The sequence below is a fragment of the Nonomuraea sp. C10 genome (assembly GCF_008017515.1).
Lineage (GTDB): Bacteria > Actinomycetota > Actinomycetes > Streptosporangiales > Streptosporangiaceae > Nonomuraea > Nonomuraea ferruginea.
In genome coordinates this window covers 3,507,737-3,521,844 of the sequence record NZ_VPFF01000001.1, presented here as the reverse complement: position 1 = coordinate 3,521,844, position 14,108 = coordinate 3,507,737, and the positions used below count along the sequence as shown (strand labels likewise).

Sequence of the window (14,108 nt, the reverse complement as noted above, 5' to 3'; positions counted from 1 at the left end):
CCCGCAGTACTCCCGGGGCCGAGAGCGTCGGTACGTCGCGACACGGAAATGCCAGTAGGTCGGTCCCGCCGGGGATCTCCCACCCCGCCGCAGTTGTGCGTGAGCAGGTTGTCTTCGAGTGCACGCCCCGGCCCACCTCCCGGTCCCGGGCTCACCCATTGTCGACGCTGATGTCCCGTGAGAACATCCAGCGATGCGTGTGAATCTGTGGTATCGCAATTTATCCCGCATCCTCCTGGCCCTGGTCGCAGCTGCCTTCTCCATCGCATCCCTGGGCCTGGCCACCCCGGCATCCGCCACCGTTCCCGACGGCCACAACTGCTGGTGGGTCTCGCCGGGCAGCCCACCGAGCAAGACCGACAACAAGACCGTCAACTACAGCGCGACGGTCCAGTGCGACGGTCCAGCGCGCCGCATCGACGCCACCCCGGCATCCGCCGACCTTCCCGACGGCCACGTCTGCTGGTGGGTCTCGCCGGGCAGCCCACCGAGCAAGACCGACGCCAAGACCGTCAACTACAGCGCGACGGTCCAGTGCGACGGCCCAGTGCGCCGCATCGACCTCACCGTGGAGCTGCTCTACCACGGGCTGGTCGCCGGCCCCGGCGTAACCGTGAACGGCCGCACCGACGTTTGGCAGTACACCACCCTGGTCCCCCTGTTCGGCCTCGGCGCCCCCACCCCGGGCGAGTTGTGCGAATCCGGCTATTACTCGGGCCGGGCGACCGCCACGGTCCAATACCTGTCGGGGTCTCCGGAGTTCATCACCGGATCGACGGGGTCTGATCCGGTATGGCTCGACTGCCCGCCGCCGGATATCCCCACGCCCCCGCCGGCGATGACGGTCGTCAACCCGGGCACCCAGAGCACGCGCCTCCCGGCGGACAGCGTGATGCTGCAGATGCAGGCCACCGGCGGGAGCGGGTCCTACACCTGGTCGGCGACCGATCTGCCGCCCGGGCTGACCATCGACACGACGACCGGCTTGATCACCGGCACGCCCTCGATAGGAATCTACAACGTCACGGTCACGGCCGTCGGCGGCGGCCAGGCAAGCACCACCTTCACCTGGCGCGTCCGGCGCGAGGCCATCTGCCCCAGATGCTGATCTTCTGCCCCCAACGGAAACTCTGTCGGAAAGGCGACGGCGCGTATTGTCTGCGCTCCCGGCTCGGTCCTCCTCTCCGATCCCGCTCGGTGCGGGTAAGAGAGGAGCAACCCGTGACACACGCCCCTCTCTGTCAGACTGCCGCCTGCGACAGCTTCCTGGCGACCTGCAGCGTGTACAGGGCTCTGGCCAGGTCCACCTCGTAGCGGTGCCAAGCGCGCTCATCCAGCGCGGGCCGCAGGTCGTCGCTGCGGAGCCGAAGAGCATTGGCGAGGCCTTGCCGGAGCTTGTCGGCGTGTCTCGGCCCGATTCTGTCGAAGCGCGTCAGGTGCTGCCGATGGCGCTGGATGTCGGCCGCGGTGTGCAGTCCGGTGGCCTGCAGGACCCCCGCCGGGACTTTGGGACCGTCATAGTCCAGCTTCCCGACCGGAAGCAGGCCGAGCCGGGTCCCGACCTTGTCATCACGCATCGCGCGCCGGTAGCGATGCACCTCGGCGGTGGCGTCCTGGAGGCGGAGTCGTTGTCCGCTTTTCGGCAGAGGAGGGCGACAGGCGGGTCCAGCCTCCTGCAAGACGGGCTCGGCAGGGCGATCACAGCATGTCGAGCGGCACCTTGTGGTCGGGCGCGGGGAAGGCGCGGTCCAGCGTCGCGAGGTCGTCGGCCGTCAGCCGCAGGTCCAGGGCCGCCGCGTTCTCCCGGACGTGGTCACGGGTGGCGGCTTTGGGTATGGCGATCATCGGGTCGTCGCGCAGGACCCAGGCGAGCGCCACCTGCGCGGGCGTCGCGCGGTGTGCGGCCGCGACCTCGCGCAGTACGGTGGAGCCGAGCAGGCGTCCCTGCTCGATGGGCGAGTACGCCATGACGGGCATCGAGCGCCGCCGGCACTCGGGCAGCAGATCCACCTCGGGCCCGCGGCGGCTGAGGTTGTAGAGGATCTGATCAGTTTGGGGGGTCGTCCCGGCGGGAAGTGCGGCCAGGTCGCCGACGTCGAAGTTGCTGACTCCCCACGAGCCGATCGCGCCGTCGCTTACGAGGGAGTCGAATCCCCCTATGGTCTCGGCCAGCGGCACACTTCCCGGCCAGTGCAGCAGGTAGAGGTCGATGTGGTCGGTGCCGAGCCGGCGCAGGCTCTCATGGCAGGCGGCCCGCACCCCGTCATGGTCGGCGTGGCTCGGCAACACCTTGCTGATCAGGAAGACCTCGTCACGGCGACCCGAGATCGCCGCGCCGACCAGGCTTTCGGCGCCGCCGTCGCCGTACATCTCGGCGGTGTCGATCAGGGTCAGGCCGAAGTCCAGGCCGGCGCGCAGCGCGTCCATCTCCTCGCTACGCCGGGCCGGATCCTCGCCCATATGCCAGGTTCCCTGGCCGAGTGCCGGAACCAGGACGCCCGACGGCAGTGCGACAGTGTGGGTGGCTGTCATGTGACCTCTCTTCCCCCCCGGCTCGGCGGGTGTCAGCGCCTGTGGCCGTTGGGGTGCAGGACGACCTTGGTCCAGCCCTCCTCGCGGGCGTCGAAGTTCCGGTAGCCTTCCGGGGCCTGCTCCAGCGGCAACTTGTGTGAGACGACGAACGACGGCGTGGCGCGACCGGTGTGGATGAGGTTGCGCAGCTGCCGATTGTAGGCTTTGACGTTGGCCTGGCCGGTGCCGATCTTCTGGCCTTTGAACCAGAACAGTCCCATGTCGAAGGGGATCTCGCCCTTCTTGGCCATGTCGTCGGGGGCGCCGGGGTCATGGGGCAGGAACAGGCCGACCACGCCGATGCCGCCGGTCGGCCGTACCGACTTGACCAGGTTGTTCATCGTCATGTTGGGGTGCTCGGTGCCCTGCGGGTCGTGTGCCTGGTAGCCCACGCACTCACAACCCCGGTCGGCACCTTCGCCACGGGTCTGTTCCAGCACCTGGTCGACGGGCGAGCCCTTGGAGTCGTCGATCGCGATCGCGCCGATCGACTCCGCGAGCCGGAGCCGGTCGGGGTGGCGGTCGACGACGAAGACCTGGCTGGCGCCCTTGATCATCGCCGAGTAGGCGGCCATCTGGCCGACCGGGCCGGCGCCGTAGACGACGACCGACTCGCCCGGCCGCATGCCGGAAAGTTCGGTGCAGTGCCAGCCGGTGGGGAAGATGTCCGACAGCATCACGTAGTCGGTTTCCTTCTCCCGGGCGTCCTCCGGCAGCCGCAGGCAGTTGAAGTCGCCGTAGGGCACGCGCAGTAGTTCGGCCTGGCCGCCGTTGTAGGGCCCCATGCCGGCGAATCCGTACGCGGCGCCGACCGCGTCAGGGTTGAGGGTAAGGCAGAAGGCGGTCAGCCCGGCCTCGCAGTTCTTGCAGTGCCCGCAGGAGATGTTGAACGGCAGGCAGACCATGTCGCCGACCTTGATCCGGTCGACCGCCGACCCGACCTCGACGACCTCGCCGAGGTTCTCGTGGCCGAGCACCCGGCCGGGCTCCAGGTCGGTGCGCCCTTCGTACATGTGCAGGTCGGAGCCGCAGATGTTGGTCGTGGTGACGTGGACCAGGACGTCGGTCGGCCGTTCGATGCGGGCGTCCGGCACGTCCTTGACCACCACGTCGCGGACCCCGTTGTAGACCAGTGCTTTCATGCTGTTCCCCCTTGATTGGTTTGCCAGGTGCCCGCGGGCTGGCGTGCACTCATGTGCGGCGGGCGGTGCAGTGGATACGTTGGTCGGCGGCAGTGCGGACCCAGTGCCGGTAAGCGAGGCGAACCCAGCTCAACTCATTCCCTCGAATTCCAGGGCATAGGTTCGTATCTGGTCAGATGTCTCCATTGATACGCCCAGCTCGAGGCACGCCGATCCGGAGGAGCTCGATGTGAAAACAGGCCGAGAACGAAGAAACGGCAGAGGAAGCGCCGGTGACAGACCTCACGCGGGGCGTGGCGTTCAGCCGCGCGCTCTTCGCGACCGTCATCACGCAGCTGGTGCTTTACTGAAGGCGCCGCGCTCCGCTGGGCGAGCTGCTGAAGGAGCGGCCGACTTACCTGGCCAACCTCACCTCCTATCAGCACAGCGGTGCTGATAGGAGACCCGCTGTCCGGTATGCGGTCTCCTACTGGCTACCCACCGGCTGAGCCATCCTCGGCCAGCTCCTGCCCCCCCGGTGCCTCCAGCAGCTTGGCCCGTGCCGACAGCTTCTTCGACCGCGCCGGAGCCGGTGCCCCCGCCCTGGCTGCCTAGGGTCTTGGCCGACCTGCTGCTCATCCTCATCGCCGACCGCCGCACCACCCGCACCTCGCAACACGCGACGCTCGCCAGTCCCGCTCCAGCTCATCATAGGCAAGACCCGGCACAAGAACCCCCGCACCGCCATGCGCTACGTCAAACCCGGAGCTGAGAGGGCGGTTCGATAGTTGATGCCCCTTTCGCCGTTGCGATTGGGTGAGGCGGGCTGGTCAAGTGACTCGTAGCGGAGCTACGGACGCGGCTGAGCGAACAACCCCGGCTCGGATTCGACGAGGACGCCCTTGCTGACCAGACGCTTGAGCTTGGACCGGACGTTCTCGATGTTCTTGGCCACGATGGGCAGGTCCAGCGCCAGGCAGAGATCACGGGCCCGCATGGGCTGGGCGACATCGGCGAAGATGGCGAGAATCTGCTGGTAGACGGGATGGCCAGGCAGTTCGGCAGGCGGTGCGGCCGTCGTGGCGTCCGGCTCGTCTGCGAGGGACAGCAGGGTCTTGCGGGTGATCCGCAGATGATCGAGAGCTTCATCGAGTTCGCGGAGGCGCGCGGTGAGGTCGTTGATCAAGCTGCGGGTCTGCTCGGCCTCGCCGGTCAGGGCCGCCTCGCGCGCGTCGATCCTGCTGAGCAGCCACGCGCCGGGGTCCGGGGCGCTCACGTGGTTCGCCAGGCGGGAGTGGAAGGGCCGGTCAGCCGGCGGCTCATCACGTCGGTCATCGCCCAGTACACCCGTGACTCGGAGCTGGCCTGATCGTGTTCGTAGTCGCGTACCAGGCGCCGGTGCAGGGACATCGTGCCGTAGGTGTCGAGTCGGCTTGAGGCGCGGTGTTCAGATTTCTCTGACCCCGTTTCCTCAAGCCGCTCGCCGAACCGGACGTGCGACTCTCACCGCATCCGGCTCTCCACGGGTTGCTGCCGCTGGATCGATGATCTTATGCAGCCCAGGGTGTCGAGATGTTCAGCCCGCGCCAGCGGTAGCGGGTGACCGCCACTGCGGCGATGTTGAACAACTCGACTCCGTCCAGAGCGATCTGCCGCCAGCCCTGAGGGCCTTTGAACTGTCGACGCAAGGCCGTCCACGTCATGCGCCGCCGATAGGTGATCATGTTGACCACTCGCCACCACACGAACGAACGCAAGGCGTTGAACGTGTGCTTGGCGACGGCGTGCTTGAAGTAGTTGGCCCAGCCGCGCAGGATCTGGTTGATCCTCGACAGCACGGCGGCGAACGGGACCTGACCTCCTGTGGGTCAGTGCTCTGATCTTTCGTTTCAGCTCGCGGACCGGCTTGTCTGCGATGAAGGTGTAGACGTAGCACTTGTCCGTTCCTCGTTTGAGCATCCACTTGATGTGGAAGCCGAGGAAGTCGAACCCGTCGGCCATATGCACCACGCGTGTCTTGGACGGCGACAAGCGCAGCCCGAGCGGGGCAAGAACCTCGTTGATCTCCGTCCGCAACGCCTCGACATGGTGGCGTTCACCCCTGACCAGCACGACGAAGTCGTCCGCGTAGCGCACGATCCGCCAGTTGGGCAGGTTCTTGGCCACCCGCGTGAAGCGTCGGGAGTCGCTGGACATCGTCCCGCCCGGCTTCCACGGTCCCATCATGTGCTCGTCGAGCACGGACAGAGCGATGTTAGCCAGCAGCGGGAAAGGATTCCGCCTTGCGGGGTGCCGGTCGCGGACGGCTCCATCAGTCCGGTCTCCCGCAAGATCCCGGCCTTCAGGAACGCCTTGACCAGGGCAAGCACGCGGTTGTCCTTGACCCGTGCGCGCACCCGGGCCATCAGGGCCCTGTGGTCGATCGAGTCGAAGCACGCCTCGATATCCGCGTCCAGGACCTGGCGGTAGCCTTGAGTGCCCCAGAAGTGGATCTCGGCGATCGCGTCGTGTGCCCTCCGGCCAGGCCGAAACCCGTAGGAGACAGACTCGAAGTCAGCCTCGAAGATGGGTTCCAGCACCAGTTTCAGCGCTGCTTGGACCACGCGGTCGGCCACGGTCGGGATGCCGAGACTCCTCAGCTTCCCGCCGTGCTTGGGAATCGTCCGCTCGCGCACCGGCAGCGGACGGAACCTCTGCTGCCGCAACTGCTCACGCATCTCGTCCAGGAACGCATCCACGCCCACCTGCTCGGCGATGGAGCGGACCGTAGCCCGGTCCATCCCGGCAGTGCGGGCACCGGTGTTGCCGGCGACCCGGTCCCACGCCATCGCGAGGAACCTGCGGTCGCATACCAGGTGGTATAGATCATCGAAGCGGTAGCCGGGATCGGCCACCGCCCAGCGGTGCAGATTGGTCTGCATCTCCCGTACCCGCAGCGGACGCACCAGCGGCGCGTCGCACTGCGCGGCCGGGATCTCCACCCCGGCGTCTTCGAGCATTGCAGTCCCCTTCTACTCGTAACCCGCTGCCGCCCTTCGCCATGTGCGCGGCTTTCCCGCGCTCGGACTACTACGGCGGCTCCGCCCCGTCCCGGCCCGGTCGGCCGACGGTGGGCCCAGCCCGAATCTCCGCGCCGGATGCGCGGCCCGTGGCGGAACCCGGGGTTGAGGAACCGGTGGACAGCCGTTGGCGCTGAGAACGATCTTGACTGCAGGGAGCTGAGGCTGTTCTTGGTTGCGAAGCTTCCCTAACGTGTTGCCTGGTCCCGGCGGCGGCGGGCGGCGCGGATCTCGGCGTCGGCGACCTTGTCGTCGAGCAGCGCGTACAACTGGGTCGTCTCGGTGGAGGCGTGTCCGAGGCGGCGGCGGACGGCCTCGATGGAGACGCCGGCGTTGATGAGCTCGGTGGCGTGGGCGTGGCGCAGCTGGTGGATGTCGATCTCCACCCCGGCCGCTTGGCAGTAGTTCTGCCAGCGGTGGTGGGCGGCGTCGTAGGACAGAGGTCCGCCGCGGCCGTTGATAGAGGCGCGAAACAGCGGCCCGGCGCTGTAGCCGGCGCGGGCGAGGTAGAGCTTGAGCAGGGTGACGTAGCCGCGGTCGTCGAGCAGGACGGTGCGGACGCTGCCGCCCTTGCCGTGGATGCGCACGTGTTCGTCGTCTAGGCGCAGATCGAGATCCTCCACATAGAGACCGCAGACTTCCGAGGCTCGGGTGCCGCAGACGTAGACGGTCTCGAACAGTACCCGGTCGCGTAGCCGGTCCAGCGGCAGGTCCTTGCGCGGCCGCCGCGAGCAGATCACCGCCAGCAGCTTGGCCACGTCGGCGGCCGCGGCCGGGCGGGGCAGGTTCTTGGGCACTTTGACGGTGTCGATGCGGTCCATCGGGTTGGCGTCCAGGAGGTCGTGGCGGACGGCCCACTTGGTGAAGGAGGCGACGGCGGCGCGCTTGCGCTTGCGGCTGGCCGGCGACAGCTCGGCGAGCTCGGCCAGGAACGCGCGGACCGGCGCGGCGGTCAACTCGGCGAGTTCTTCGCCGTGGTGGGCGGCGAACGCGATCAGGTCGCCGCGGTAGGCGCGCCGGGTGTGCGCCGACTTCCCGGCGTTGGCCAGGTCGGTGAGGAAGTCGTCCAGATGCCGGGCGAGCGGGTGGGAGCGGCCGAGCTGCTCGGCGATGACCGGATCCACCGTGCCGACCTCCACCATCCCCCAGGTTGCCAGATAACCGGGAAACGAAGCATCCGCGCCGGACGACGGTTGCCCAGCTCGGGCCCGGCCCGCAGCGGCCATCTTGCCAGATAACAACAGCTATCCCGTAACCATTGATCTCCATCCTGCTGATTCGCACCGCAAGGCCATCGTGCTGCTCAGAGGGTCGTCGAAGCCGTTTCCCCGTAACAGTTCGATTTTGCACCTGGCCCGCGCTGATGGATGAGTCCTACCTTCGGGGCTCATGCCAGTTGAGTTCTTGAGCGATGAAGAGGCGGCCGCGTACGGCCGCTACGTAGGGGCACCGACGCGGGCCGAGCTGGAGAAGATGTTCTTCCTCGACGACGCGGACCGGAAGCTGATCGGGCGCCGCCGCGGCGATCAGCACCGGCTCGGGTTCGCCCTGCAACTCACCACGGCCCGGTACGTGGGCCGGTTCCTGCCGGACCCGCTGGAGGTCCCGGCCGAGGTGATCGACTACCTGGCCGACCAGCTCGGCGTGGCGGACGTCTCGCAATCAAACAGTACACCGAGCGGCGCCAGACGCAGTTCGGCCACCAGGACGAGATCAAGAAGGCGTACGGGCTGCGGGAGTTCTCCGCGGTCGAGGCGGAGTTCACCGCGTGGGTGGATGCGCGGGCGTGGAACACCGGGGACGGCAAGAAGAGCATCTTCATCGACGGCGTGAGCTGGCTGCGCTCCAACAAGGTGCTGCTGCCGGGGGGACCACGCTGACCCGGCTGATCGCCCGGGTGCGCGATGAGGCGACCGAGCGGCTGCACGACACGCTGTACGGGATCTTGTCGCCGCGGCAACAGGCGATCCTGGCCCGGTTGCTGGAGGTGCAGGAGGGGCGCGATCGTCGGATCTGGAGCGCTGGTGCAAGGGCCCGTCGGTGCCCTCGGGCCGGAACATGGAAAGGCGCTGGAGCGCGCCGGGGAGATCCTCAGCGTCGGCCTGGGTGCGATGGAGCTGCCGCCGGGGGTGCCGCACCGGCGGATGGTGGACCTGGCCCGGTACGGGATGACCGCCACGGCGACCACGCTGCGCCGGCACGGCCCCTCACGTCAGCTGGCCACGTTGCTGGCCACCGTCATCTACCTGGAGGGCAAGTCGGTCGACGACAATCCCGTTCCGATCCTCCTCGCGGGCCCGTTCGCGACTTCGTCGCGGCGCGGGGCGAGGTGATGAACCTCGACCGGTTCGCCCTGGCCCGAGTCCCGATCGGGCTTACTCCAGTGTGAACGACGGTTCGGTGTTGTCCGGGGCGACGAACGCGAGCAGGCGGGCGGCCTCGTCTCGTACCGCTGCTTTTTCGGATCCCGACAGTGGCCGGAACGGTGCGATGTGCAGGTGGCCGTTCGTGAGCGTCCAGCTGCCTTCCGCAAAGCCGTCGACGAGGAACAATGGCACGCCCCCGGAGGCCCTGGGCGCGATCCGCCGGCGATTCTCCTCGCTGATCACGCGGGTCCGGTCCCGGTACCCGAGGACGGCGTTGTCGAAGGCGGGCAGGAACCGGACCGGCGCTGGTCGGTCCGGTTCGCCCAGCGGTGCGTCGGGCAGGTCGAGCAGTTCGCCTCCCTGCTCGTCCCGGAAGGCGCGCAGTTTCGGCCGCAACCCTTCGACGACCTTGCGGAGCCGGGTCGATCCCGACCAGGCCTGGATGTCCATGACACTGGCTGGACCGAACGCGGCGAGGTAGCGCAGGACCATCGCCTCCGGTTGTGGCGCGTCGGTCAGCGGGCGGCCGAGCCATTCGTCAGCCAGGGTGACCGGTGTCCCACGCCGATGCCCCCACCGGCCCCAGGTGGAGTGGGGTGGTGGATGCACCAACGCCTCCAGCAGCTCGATGGCCTCGGCCAGCCGGCCAGGGGCGCGGCCGGGGAATCGGTCGGTGAGCAACTGGCCGAGATCCCGGCGGGTGAGCGTCTTTCCGGTCAGTAGCTGTCGGCTGACGCGGGCGAGCTCGTCGAGATCCATCCCCTCGATCTGCGTGGCGTAGTACGCGTCGGTCAAGGCTTTCCGCACAGCGGGCGCGACCGTCGGCCACAGCCAACGGAAGTCCTCGCCGCTGGCCAGGTGTTGGGTACAGCGCAGCATAGTGGCGTGCACCACGTCGCGGCTCTCGAGCAGGGCCGTCAGGTCATCGTGCCGGAAGTTCTCCAACCGCGCCCACAGCCCCACATAAGGTCCGTTGGGCATTTGTGCCTGCATCGCCACGAGGTGCTCGATCGCCTCCAGCGGAGTACGAGGAACGCGCCGGGCCAGCAGTTGCCGCTCCAGGAGTGTCCGGTTCAGTACCCTCCGGGACAGCTCGGGTACGCCCGATCTCACGACTGGTCGGCCGACCAGTCCATCGGTACCTCTTGAGTGATGGCGATCAGGTTGCCGTCGGCCGCCTTCAGGACGGCCAGCCGGGCTCCGGGCATGTCCACGATGCCGGTTGCCGGGTCGATGTTGTCCCCCGCGGCGGCCTCGGCGGTACCGACCTCGGCGAGCGATCCGTCGGAGATCTCGGTCATCGCCGTCGCCCCGGCGGCGACCAGTGCGCGATGCTCCTGTTCGATATCCTCGACCGCCCAAAAGACCAGCGGATGATCCACCCAGGGCGCCGCGGTGAGCCCGATCTCCACGCCATCACCGGAGAACGCCGCGAAATCGTCGCTCTGGAACGCGGGTGGTCCGCCCAGCAACGCGGTCCAGGCCGCGATGCTGGCGGGCAGATCCCGCACGGGCAGGACTACATTGCCGAAACCGATAAACCGTGCCATAGGTGGCATTCTTCCATGAGCTGGGCGTCATTCAGACGGTCATCGGTCAGGGGTTCAGACACCGTCATCGTCCACGATAGTGGTGCTGGCGGCACTGACCTCGGGCAGCGCCGCCGTGCCGAGCGGTCGCAGGCCCTTGTCCGGGGCCGAGGAAGCGATCGCGTAGCGGCCCAGGCAGTTGAGGTGGGCGTGGCCCAGCGGGGACAGCCGCGCCACGTCCTCGTCCTTGACCGGCACACCCTGGGCGCGCAGCTGGTCCACGATCGCCGACAGATACCGTGAGTTCCACAAAACGACGGCATTGACAACAAGTCCCAGAGCCGCGAGTTGATCCTCCTGGCCTTCCCGATATGCCTGCCGGATCCGGCCGGCGTTGCCGTGGCAGATCTTGCGGGCCAGGCGGTGCCGGGACTCCTGGACCGACAACTGCTTGCCCAGGCTGCGGCGGTAGCTGGAATCCATCGGGTCCAGCATGCTGAGCAGGTGCATCGTCTTGTCGATGCGGCCGTACTCGGCGAAGGCCTGCCCCAGCGGAGTCGGGTTGCCCTGGCGGGCGAACATGCGCAGCAGGTCATAGGCGCGCACCTGGTTGGTCACCAGCGATCCGGCGACGCGGAGCATGTCCGGCCACTGGGTGGTCACCTTCTTGGGGTTCAGCTTGTTCCGGGCGATCGCCTCCAGCACTCCGTAGTCGCCGGTGCTGCGGTCGGGCAGCTCGGTGCGCCAGAACCGCTGGTCCCCCAGGTCGGCGAAGCGGGGCGCGAACCGGTAGCCGAGCATGGAGAAGATCCCGAACACCATGTCACTGTCGCTGGCATGGTCCGTCGTGACCACCTCGGGTTTTGGCCCGGCATCCAGGTTGATCAAGCAGTCCAGGATGTACAGGGAATCGCGGGGAGTGCCCGGCACCACCATCTGCCCGATCCCCGCAACTTGATCATTGACTGCGTTGAGCCACGTCAGACCCCTTTTGTAACCGTAGTACTTAGGTGAGGGCCCGGCATTGATCGTCTTAACCGGGACAACGAACCGCAGCCCGTCCACCGACGCCAGCAAGCCACCGCCCCACTCCGCAACGATTGGCACCCGGCCCTGGTGCTCAATCAGGATCGCGTTGGCCGCGGCGTGCGTCTCAGCGCGCACATAGTTCTGGTCCACGTGCGAAAGCCGGCCACGGGTCAGCGCCTCATCCCCGGCCTTGATCACCGGCGTTATTCCGACGTTGCACGCCTCGCTGATCAGTAGTGCTACCAGCGATCTCGGCAGGTCGTTCATGCGGGTGGAGACATCGGCCAGGTGCACGTAGGCGGCCAGGAAACCGGTCCATGCGTGCACCTCCAGCAGCAGCTCGGGCAGGTCGATGCGGGGCAGCATGGCCTGGCAGGCGGCCCGTAGCCAGGCCAGCGACTCGCTCTCGCCGAGCGCGCCGAGTTTCTCCACCGACAGCCGGGCCCGCCCGCCGCCAGCCGGGGTCACCACCGAGACCAGCGCGTCCTCGCCCGCCTCCTCCAGCCGGGCGGCCGTCTGCTTCCAGGCCGCGTCCAGTGCCACGACCTTGTCGTTCAGATGCTTCTGGACCGGGTCGGTGAGCGACAGGGAGGCCAGCACGTCCTCGGCGATCGCCTCCCACTGCGCCCCGGCCAGCAGATGCGCGCGCGGGTCGGCCCAGCGCAGCGACGGCGAGGCGAACACATCCCTGATCGTCAGAGCCCGCAGCAGGTGCTCCAGCACGCACACCACGTACGCGTCCCGATCCACCGCACCCTGCGGCAGGTCCGGGTTGGCATACACCGCCCGCTTCCACGACGCGGTCACCAAAGCGGCGTCGATCTCCTTGGGCAGCAGCGGCTTCTTGCTGACCTGCCGTCGCGACAGCTCCGGCAGCCGGCGCACCGCGGCCAGCACCCGGCGCCCGCCCGGTGCAGCCGACAGCGCCTTCGACTCGCCCAGCAGCCGTAGGAACGGGCGTACGGTGTGGTACTTCTCGACCAGCGCGGCGCGCATCGCCGCCTCGGCCGCGCCGTCGTCCTCGGGGACCAGGTCCTCCACCACGTCCAGCGCCGCGCGGACCTGTTCCTTGCTGGTGCCGGCGATCTCGGCCACTGCGGTCCACATCGCTGCCACGTCGAGGTCGGCGCCTTCGTGGTCGATCAGGTCGAGCTGGTCGACCAGGACGCGTCCGGCCTTGGCCACCAGCTTGGAGGCCCGCTCCAGCCGGGGCAGCATCCGCAGCCGTTCGTCGGCGGACTTGCGGCGGGCCGGGCTGATCAGTCTGGTGGCCATCAGCAGTGCGAACAGATCGAGGGCGTCGTCGATCGCCTCGGCCTCCAGGCTCCGGGTGACCGCCAGCAGCGTCGCGGTCCGGCGCGGCTCGACCAGCCGGTCCAGGGCCGGCGCTTTGCTGCCCGCCCCGTACTTGGCCAGAGTCTTCATCCGCCGCACCGGCACCTTCGACACCGCCACCCGGCCCAGTCCGAAGCCGGCCAGGTTGTCCACCCGCTGCAGCGCCTTCACCATCTCCGTCCCTGACGTGCGCTTGGGTGCCTGCCGCAGCTTCTCCAACTCCGAGATGCGCGAGCCCTCCGGCACCACCAGCAGACCCGACAACGCGGCGGGCAGGTTCGGATCGGCACGGTGCACCTGTTTGGTCACCACGGTGTACATGCGGACGTCGGCCCGTTCCCGCACGCTGCCCACCAGGCGTTCCAGCACGGTCACCCCGGGCAGCAGCACCCGATGCCGCCGCAGCCACGCCACCGACTGCTCGAACAGCGCCACCGGCCCCTCGGCGTGTGTCCACGCCCGGCCATGCAGGAAGGTCCGGAACTGGCGCGTCAGCTGCCGCTCGCTCCAGCTGCTGGTGTCATCAAAGGTGTGGTAACCGTAGGCGTCCCGGATCATCCACGCGTGCTCGTACGTCGTCTTGAGCCGCTCGGCATACTTCTTGACCTGCGACGTGTCACCGATCCCCAGCTGCTCGGCCAGGTAGTCCACCACCGGCCAGGGCACCGCCAGCGGATCCTCCAGGAACAACCCCTTGTACCGAACGGTCCCGATCTGAACGGCAACGCCCAGCCGGTGAGAATCGGCCCTCGACTGCGCGATCACATGCCGGTCGAAGCTGTCCAGGAAGAAGAACTTCTCCAGGTCTGACAGCGATGGCACCTCGATGAACGAGACGTAGGCGGCCCTCTGCTCGGCAGACAGAAATTCCGCAGGCATAGCCCGCACGGTAGGGCCATATCGGGCGCGATCAACTCATAGTGATTAACGCGTTACAGGTGAGGATGTTTCAGCCTTCAATGCTTCTTGATCGTTCTCAGCGCCAACGGCTGTCCGCCGGTTCCTCGCCCCCGGAACCGGGACGGTTCCCGTGTTCACTTGTGATCGCTTGTCGGAGGAGGCGCCCGGCTATGCCCCGGCGGCATCGCCACGGCTACG

General features: G+C 67.9%; 13 protein-coding genes and 2 pseudogenes. 3 read left to right on the top strand and 12 right to left on the bottom strand.

The window, feature by feature from the left end:
* The first annotated feature begins 193 nt into the window (after nt 1-193).
* Nucleotides 194-1,108 carry an Ig domain-containing protein gene (locus tag FR742_RS45210; RefSeq protein WP_222708947.1) on the top strand — a complete coding sequence of 305 codons (915 nt, stop codon included), beginning with the start codon at nt 194-196 and terminating at the stop codon, nt 1,106-1,108.
* A 133-nt stretch (nt 1,109-1,241) separates the two neighbouring features.
* Here FR742_RS45210 and FR742_RS16020 read toward each other — a convergent pair whose 3' ends face one another.
* From FR742_RS16020 to FR742_RS15985, 9 genes and pseudogenes are all read right to left on the bottom strand, one after another.
* Entirely contained in the window at nt 1,242-1,577 is a 336-nt protein-coding gene (locus tag FR742_RS16020) for a hypothetical protein (protein ID WP_148031688.1), read from the bottom strand.
* A 121-nt stretch (nt 1,578-1,698) separates the two neighbouring features.
* Entirely contained in the window at nt 1,699-2,532 is an 834-nt protein-coding gene (locus FR742_RS16015; protein ID WP_148031687.1) for an aldo/keto reductase, read from the bottom strand.
* Between the two features lie 32 nt (nt 2,533-2,564).
* Nucleotides 2,565-3,713 (bottom strand): glutathione-independent formaldehyde dehydrogenase, encoded by a 1,149-nt coding sequence (locus FR742_RS16010; RefSeq protein WP_148031686.1) that lies wholly within the window; start codon nt 3,711-3,713, stop codon nt 2,565-2,567.
* Between the two features lie 829 nt (nt 3,714-4,542).
* Nucleotides 4,543-4,968 (bottom strand): hypothetical protein, encoded by a 426-nt coding sequence (locus FR742_RS16000; protein WP_148031685.1) that lies wholly within the window; start codon nt 4,966-4,968, stop codon nt 4,543-4,545.
* Nucleotides 4,965-5,102 carry a hypothetical protein gene (locus FR742_RS45205; RefSeq protein ID WP_222708946.1) on the bottom strand — a complete coding sequence of 46 codons (138 nt, stop codon included), beginning with the start codon at nt 5,100-5,102 and terminating at the stop codon, nt 4,965-4,967. The genes FR742_RS16000 and FR742_RS45205 overlap by 4 nt, the downstream gene beginning before the upstream one ends.
* Nucleotides 5,103-5,242: 140 nt before the next feature.
* Nucleotides 5,243-5,530: a group II intron maturase-specific domain-containing protein gene (locus FR742_RS46555; protein WP_396990184.1), complete on the bottom strand. Its 288-nt coding sequence runs from the start codon at nt 5,528-5,530 to the stop codon at nt 5,243-5,245.
* 139 nt (nt 5,531-5,669) lie between these two features.
* Nucleotides 5,670-5,915, bottom strand: a pseudogene (locus FR742_RS46550) (reverse transcriptase domain-containing protein); the annotation flags it as partial.
* Nucleotides 5,915-6,691 (bottom strand): reverse transcriptase domain-containing protein, encoded by a 777-nt coding sequence (locus FR742_RS46545; protein ID WP_222708944.1) that lies wholly within the window; start codon nt 6,689-6,691, stop codon nt 5,915-5,917. The pseudogene FR742_RS46550 and the gene FR742_RS46545, both read right to left, overlap by 1 nt.
* A gap of 248 nt (nt 6,692-6,939) precedes the next feature.
* Nucleotides 6,940-7,875 carry a tyrosine-type recombinase/integrase gene (locus FR742_RS15985; RefSeq protein ID WP_148031684.1) on the bottom strand — a complete coding sequence of 312 codons (936 nt, stop codon included), beginning with the start codon at nt 7,873-7,875 and terminating at the stop codon, nt 6,940-6,942.
* Between the two features lie 265 nt (nt 7,876-8,140).
* On the opposite strand from FR742_RS15985, the pseudogene FR742_RS15980 reads away from it, so the two are divergent.
* A pseudogene (locus FR742_RS15980) lies at nt 8,141-8,631 on the top strand (DUF4158 domain-containing protein).
* 144 nt (nt 8,632-8,775) lie between these two features.
* Entirely contained in the window at nt 8,776-9,084 is a 309-nt protein-coding gene (locus tag FR742_RS15975) for a hypothetical protein (RefSeq protein ID WP_026213767.1), read from the top strand.
* 42 nt (nt 9,085-9,126) lie between these two features.
* Here FR742_RS15975 and FR742_RS15970 read toward each other — a convergent pair whose 3' ends face one another.
* The 3 genes from FR742_RS15970 to FR742_RS15960 all read right to left on the bottom strand — a co-directional run bounded on the left by FR742_RS15970 (nt 9,127) and on the right by FR742_RS15960 (nt 13,889).
* Nucleotides 9,127-10,116: a winged helix DNA-binding domain-containing protein gene (locus FR742_RS15970; protein ID WP_261808562.1), complete on the bottom strand. Its 990-nt coding sequence runs from the start codon at nt 10,114-10,116 to the stop codon at nt 9,127-9,129.
* Between the two features lie 110 nt (nt 10,117-10,226).
* On the bottom strand, nt 10,227-10,667 hold the full coding sequence (locus FR742_RS15965) for a VOC family protein (RefSeq protein ID WP_020540396.1): 441 nt from the start codon (nt 10,665-10,667) through the stop codon (nt 10,227-10,229).
* A gap of 54 nt (nt 10,668-10,721) precedes the next feature.
* Nucleotides 10,722-13,889: a Tn3 family transposase gene (locus FR742_RS15960; protein WP_020540395.1), complete on the bottom strand. Its 3,168-nt coding sequence runs from the start codon at nt 13,887-13,889 to the stop codon at nt 10,722-10,724.
* Between the last annotated feature and the right edge of the window lie 219 nt (nt 13,890-14,108).

Coding starts and splice junctions, on each gene's coding strand:
- FR742_RS45210 (WP_222708947.1), top strand. CDS start 194: ATGCGTGTGAATCTGTGGTATCGCAATTTATCCCGCATCCTCCTGGCC.
- FR742_RS16020 (WP_148031688.1), bottom strand. CDS start 1,577: ATGCGTGATGACAAGGTCGGGACCCGGCTCGGCCTGCTTCCGGTCGGG.
- FR742_RS16015 (WP_148031687.1), bottom strand. CDS start 2,532: ATGACAGCCACCCACACTGTCGCACTGCCGTCGGGCGTCCTGGTTCCG.
- FR742_RS16010 (WP_148031686.1), bottom strand. CDS start 3,713: ATGAAAGCACTGGTCTACAACGGGGTCCGCGACGTGGTGGTCAAGGAC.
- FR742_RS45205 (WP_222708946.1), bottom strand. CDS start 5,102: ATGTCCCTGCACCGGCGCCTGGTACGCGACTACGAACACGATCAGGCC.
- FR742_RS46545 (WP_222708944.1), bottom strand. CDS start 6,691: ATGCTCGAAGACGCCGGGGTGGAGATCCCGGCCGCGCAGTGCGACGCG.
- FR742_RS15965 (WP_020540396.1), bottom strand. CDS start 10,667: ATGGCACGGTTTATCGGTTTCGGCAATGTAGTCCTGCCCGTGCGGGAT.
- FR742_RS15960 (WP_020540395.1), bottom strand. CDS start 13,889: ATGCCTGCGGAATTTCTGTCTGCCGAGCAGAGGGCCGCCTACGTCTCG.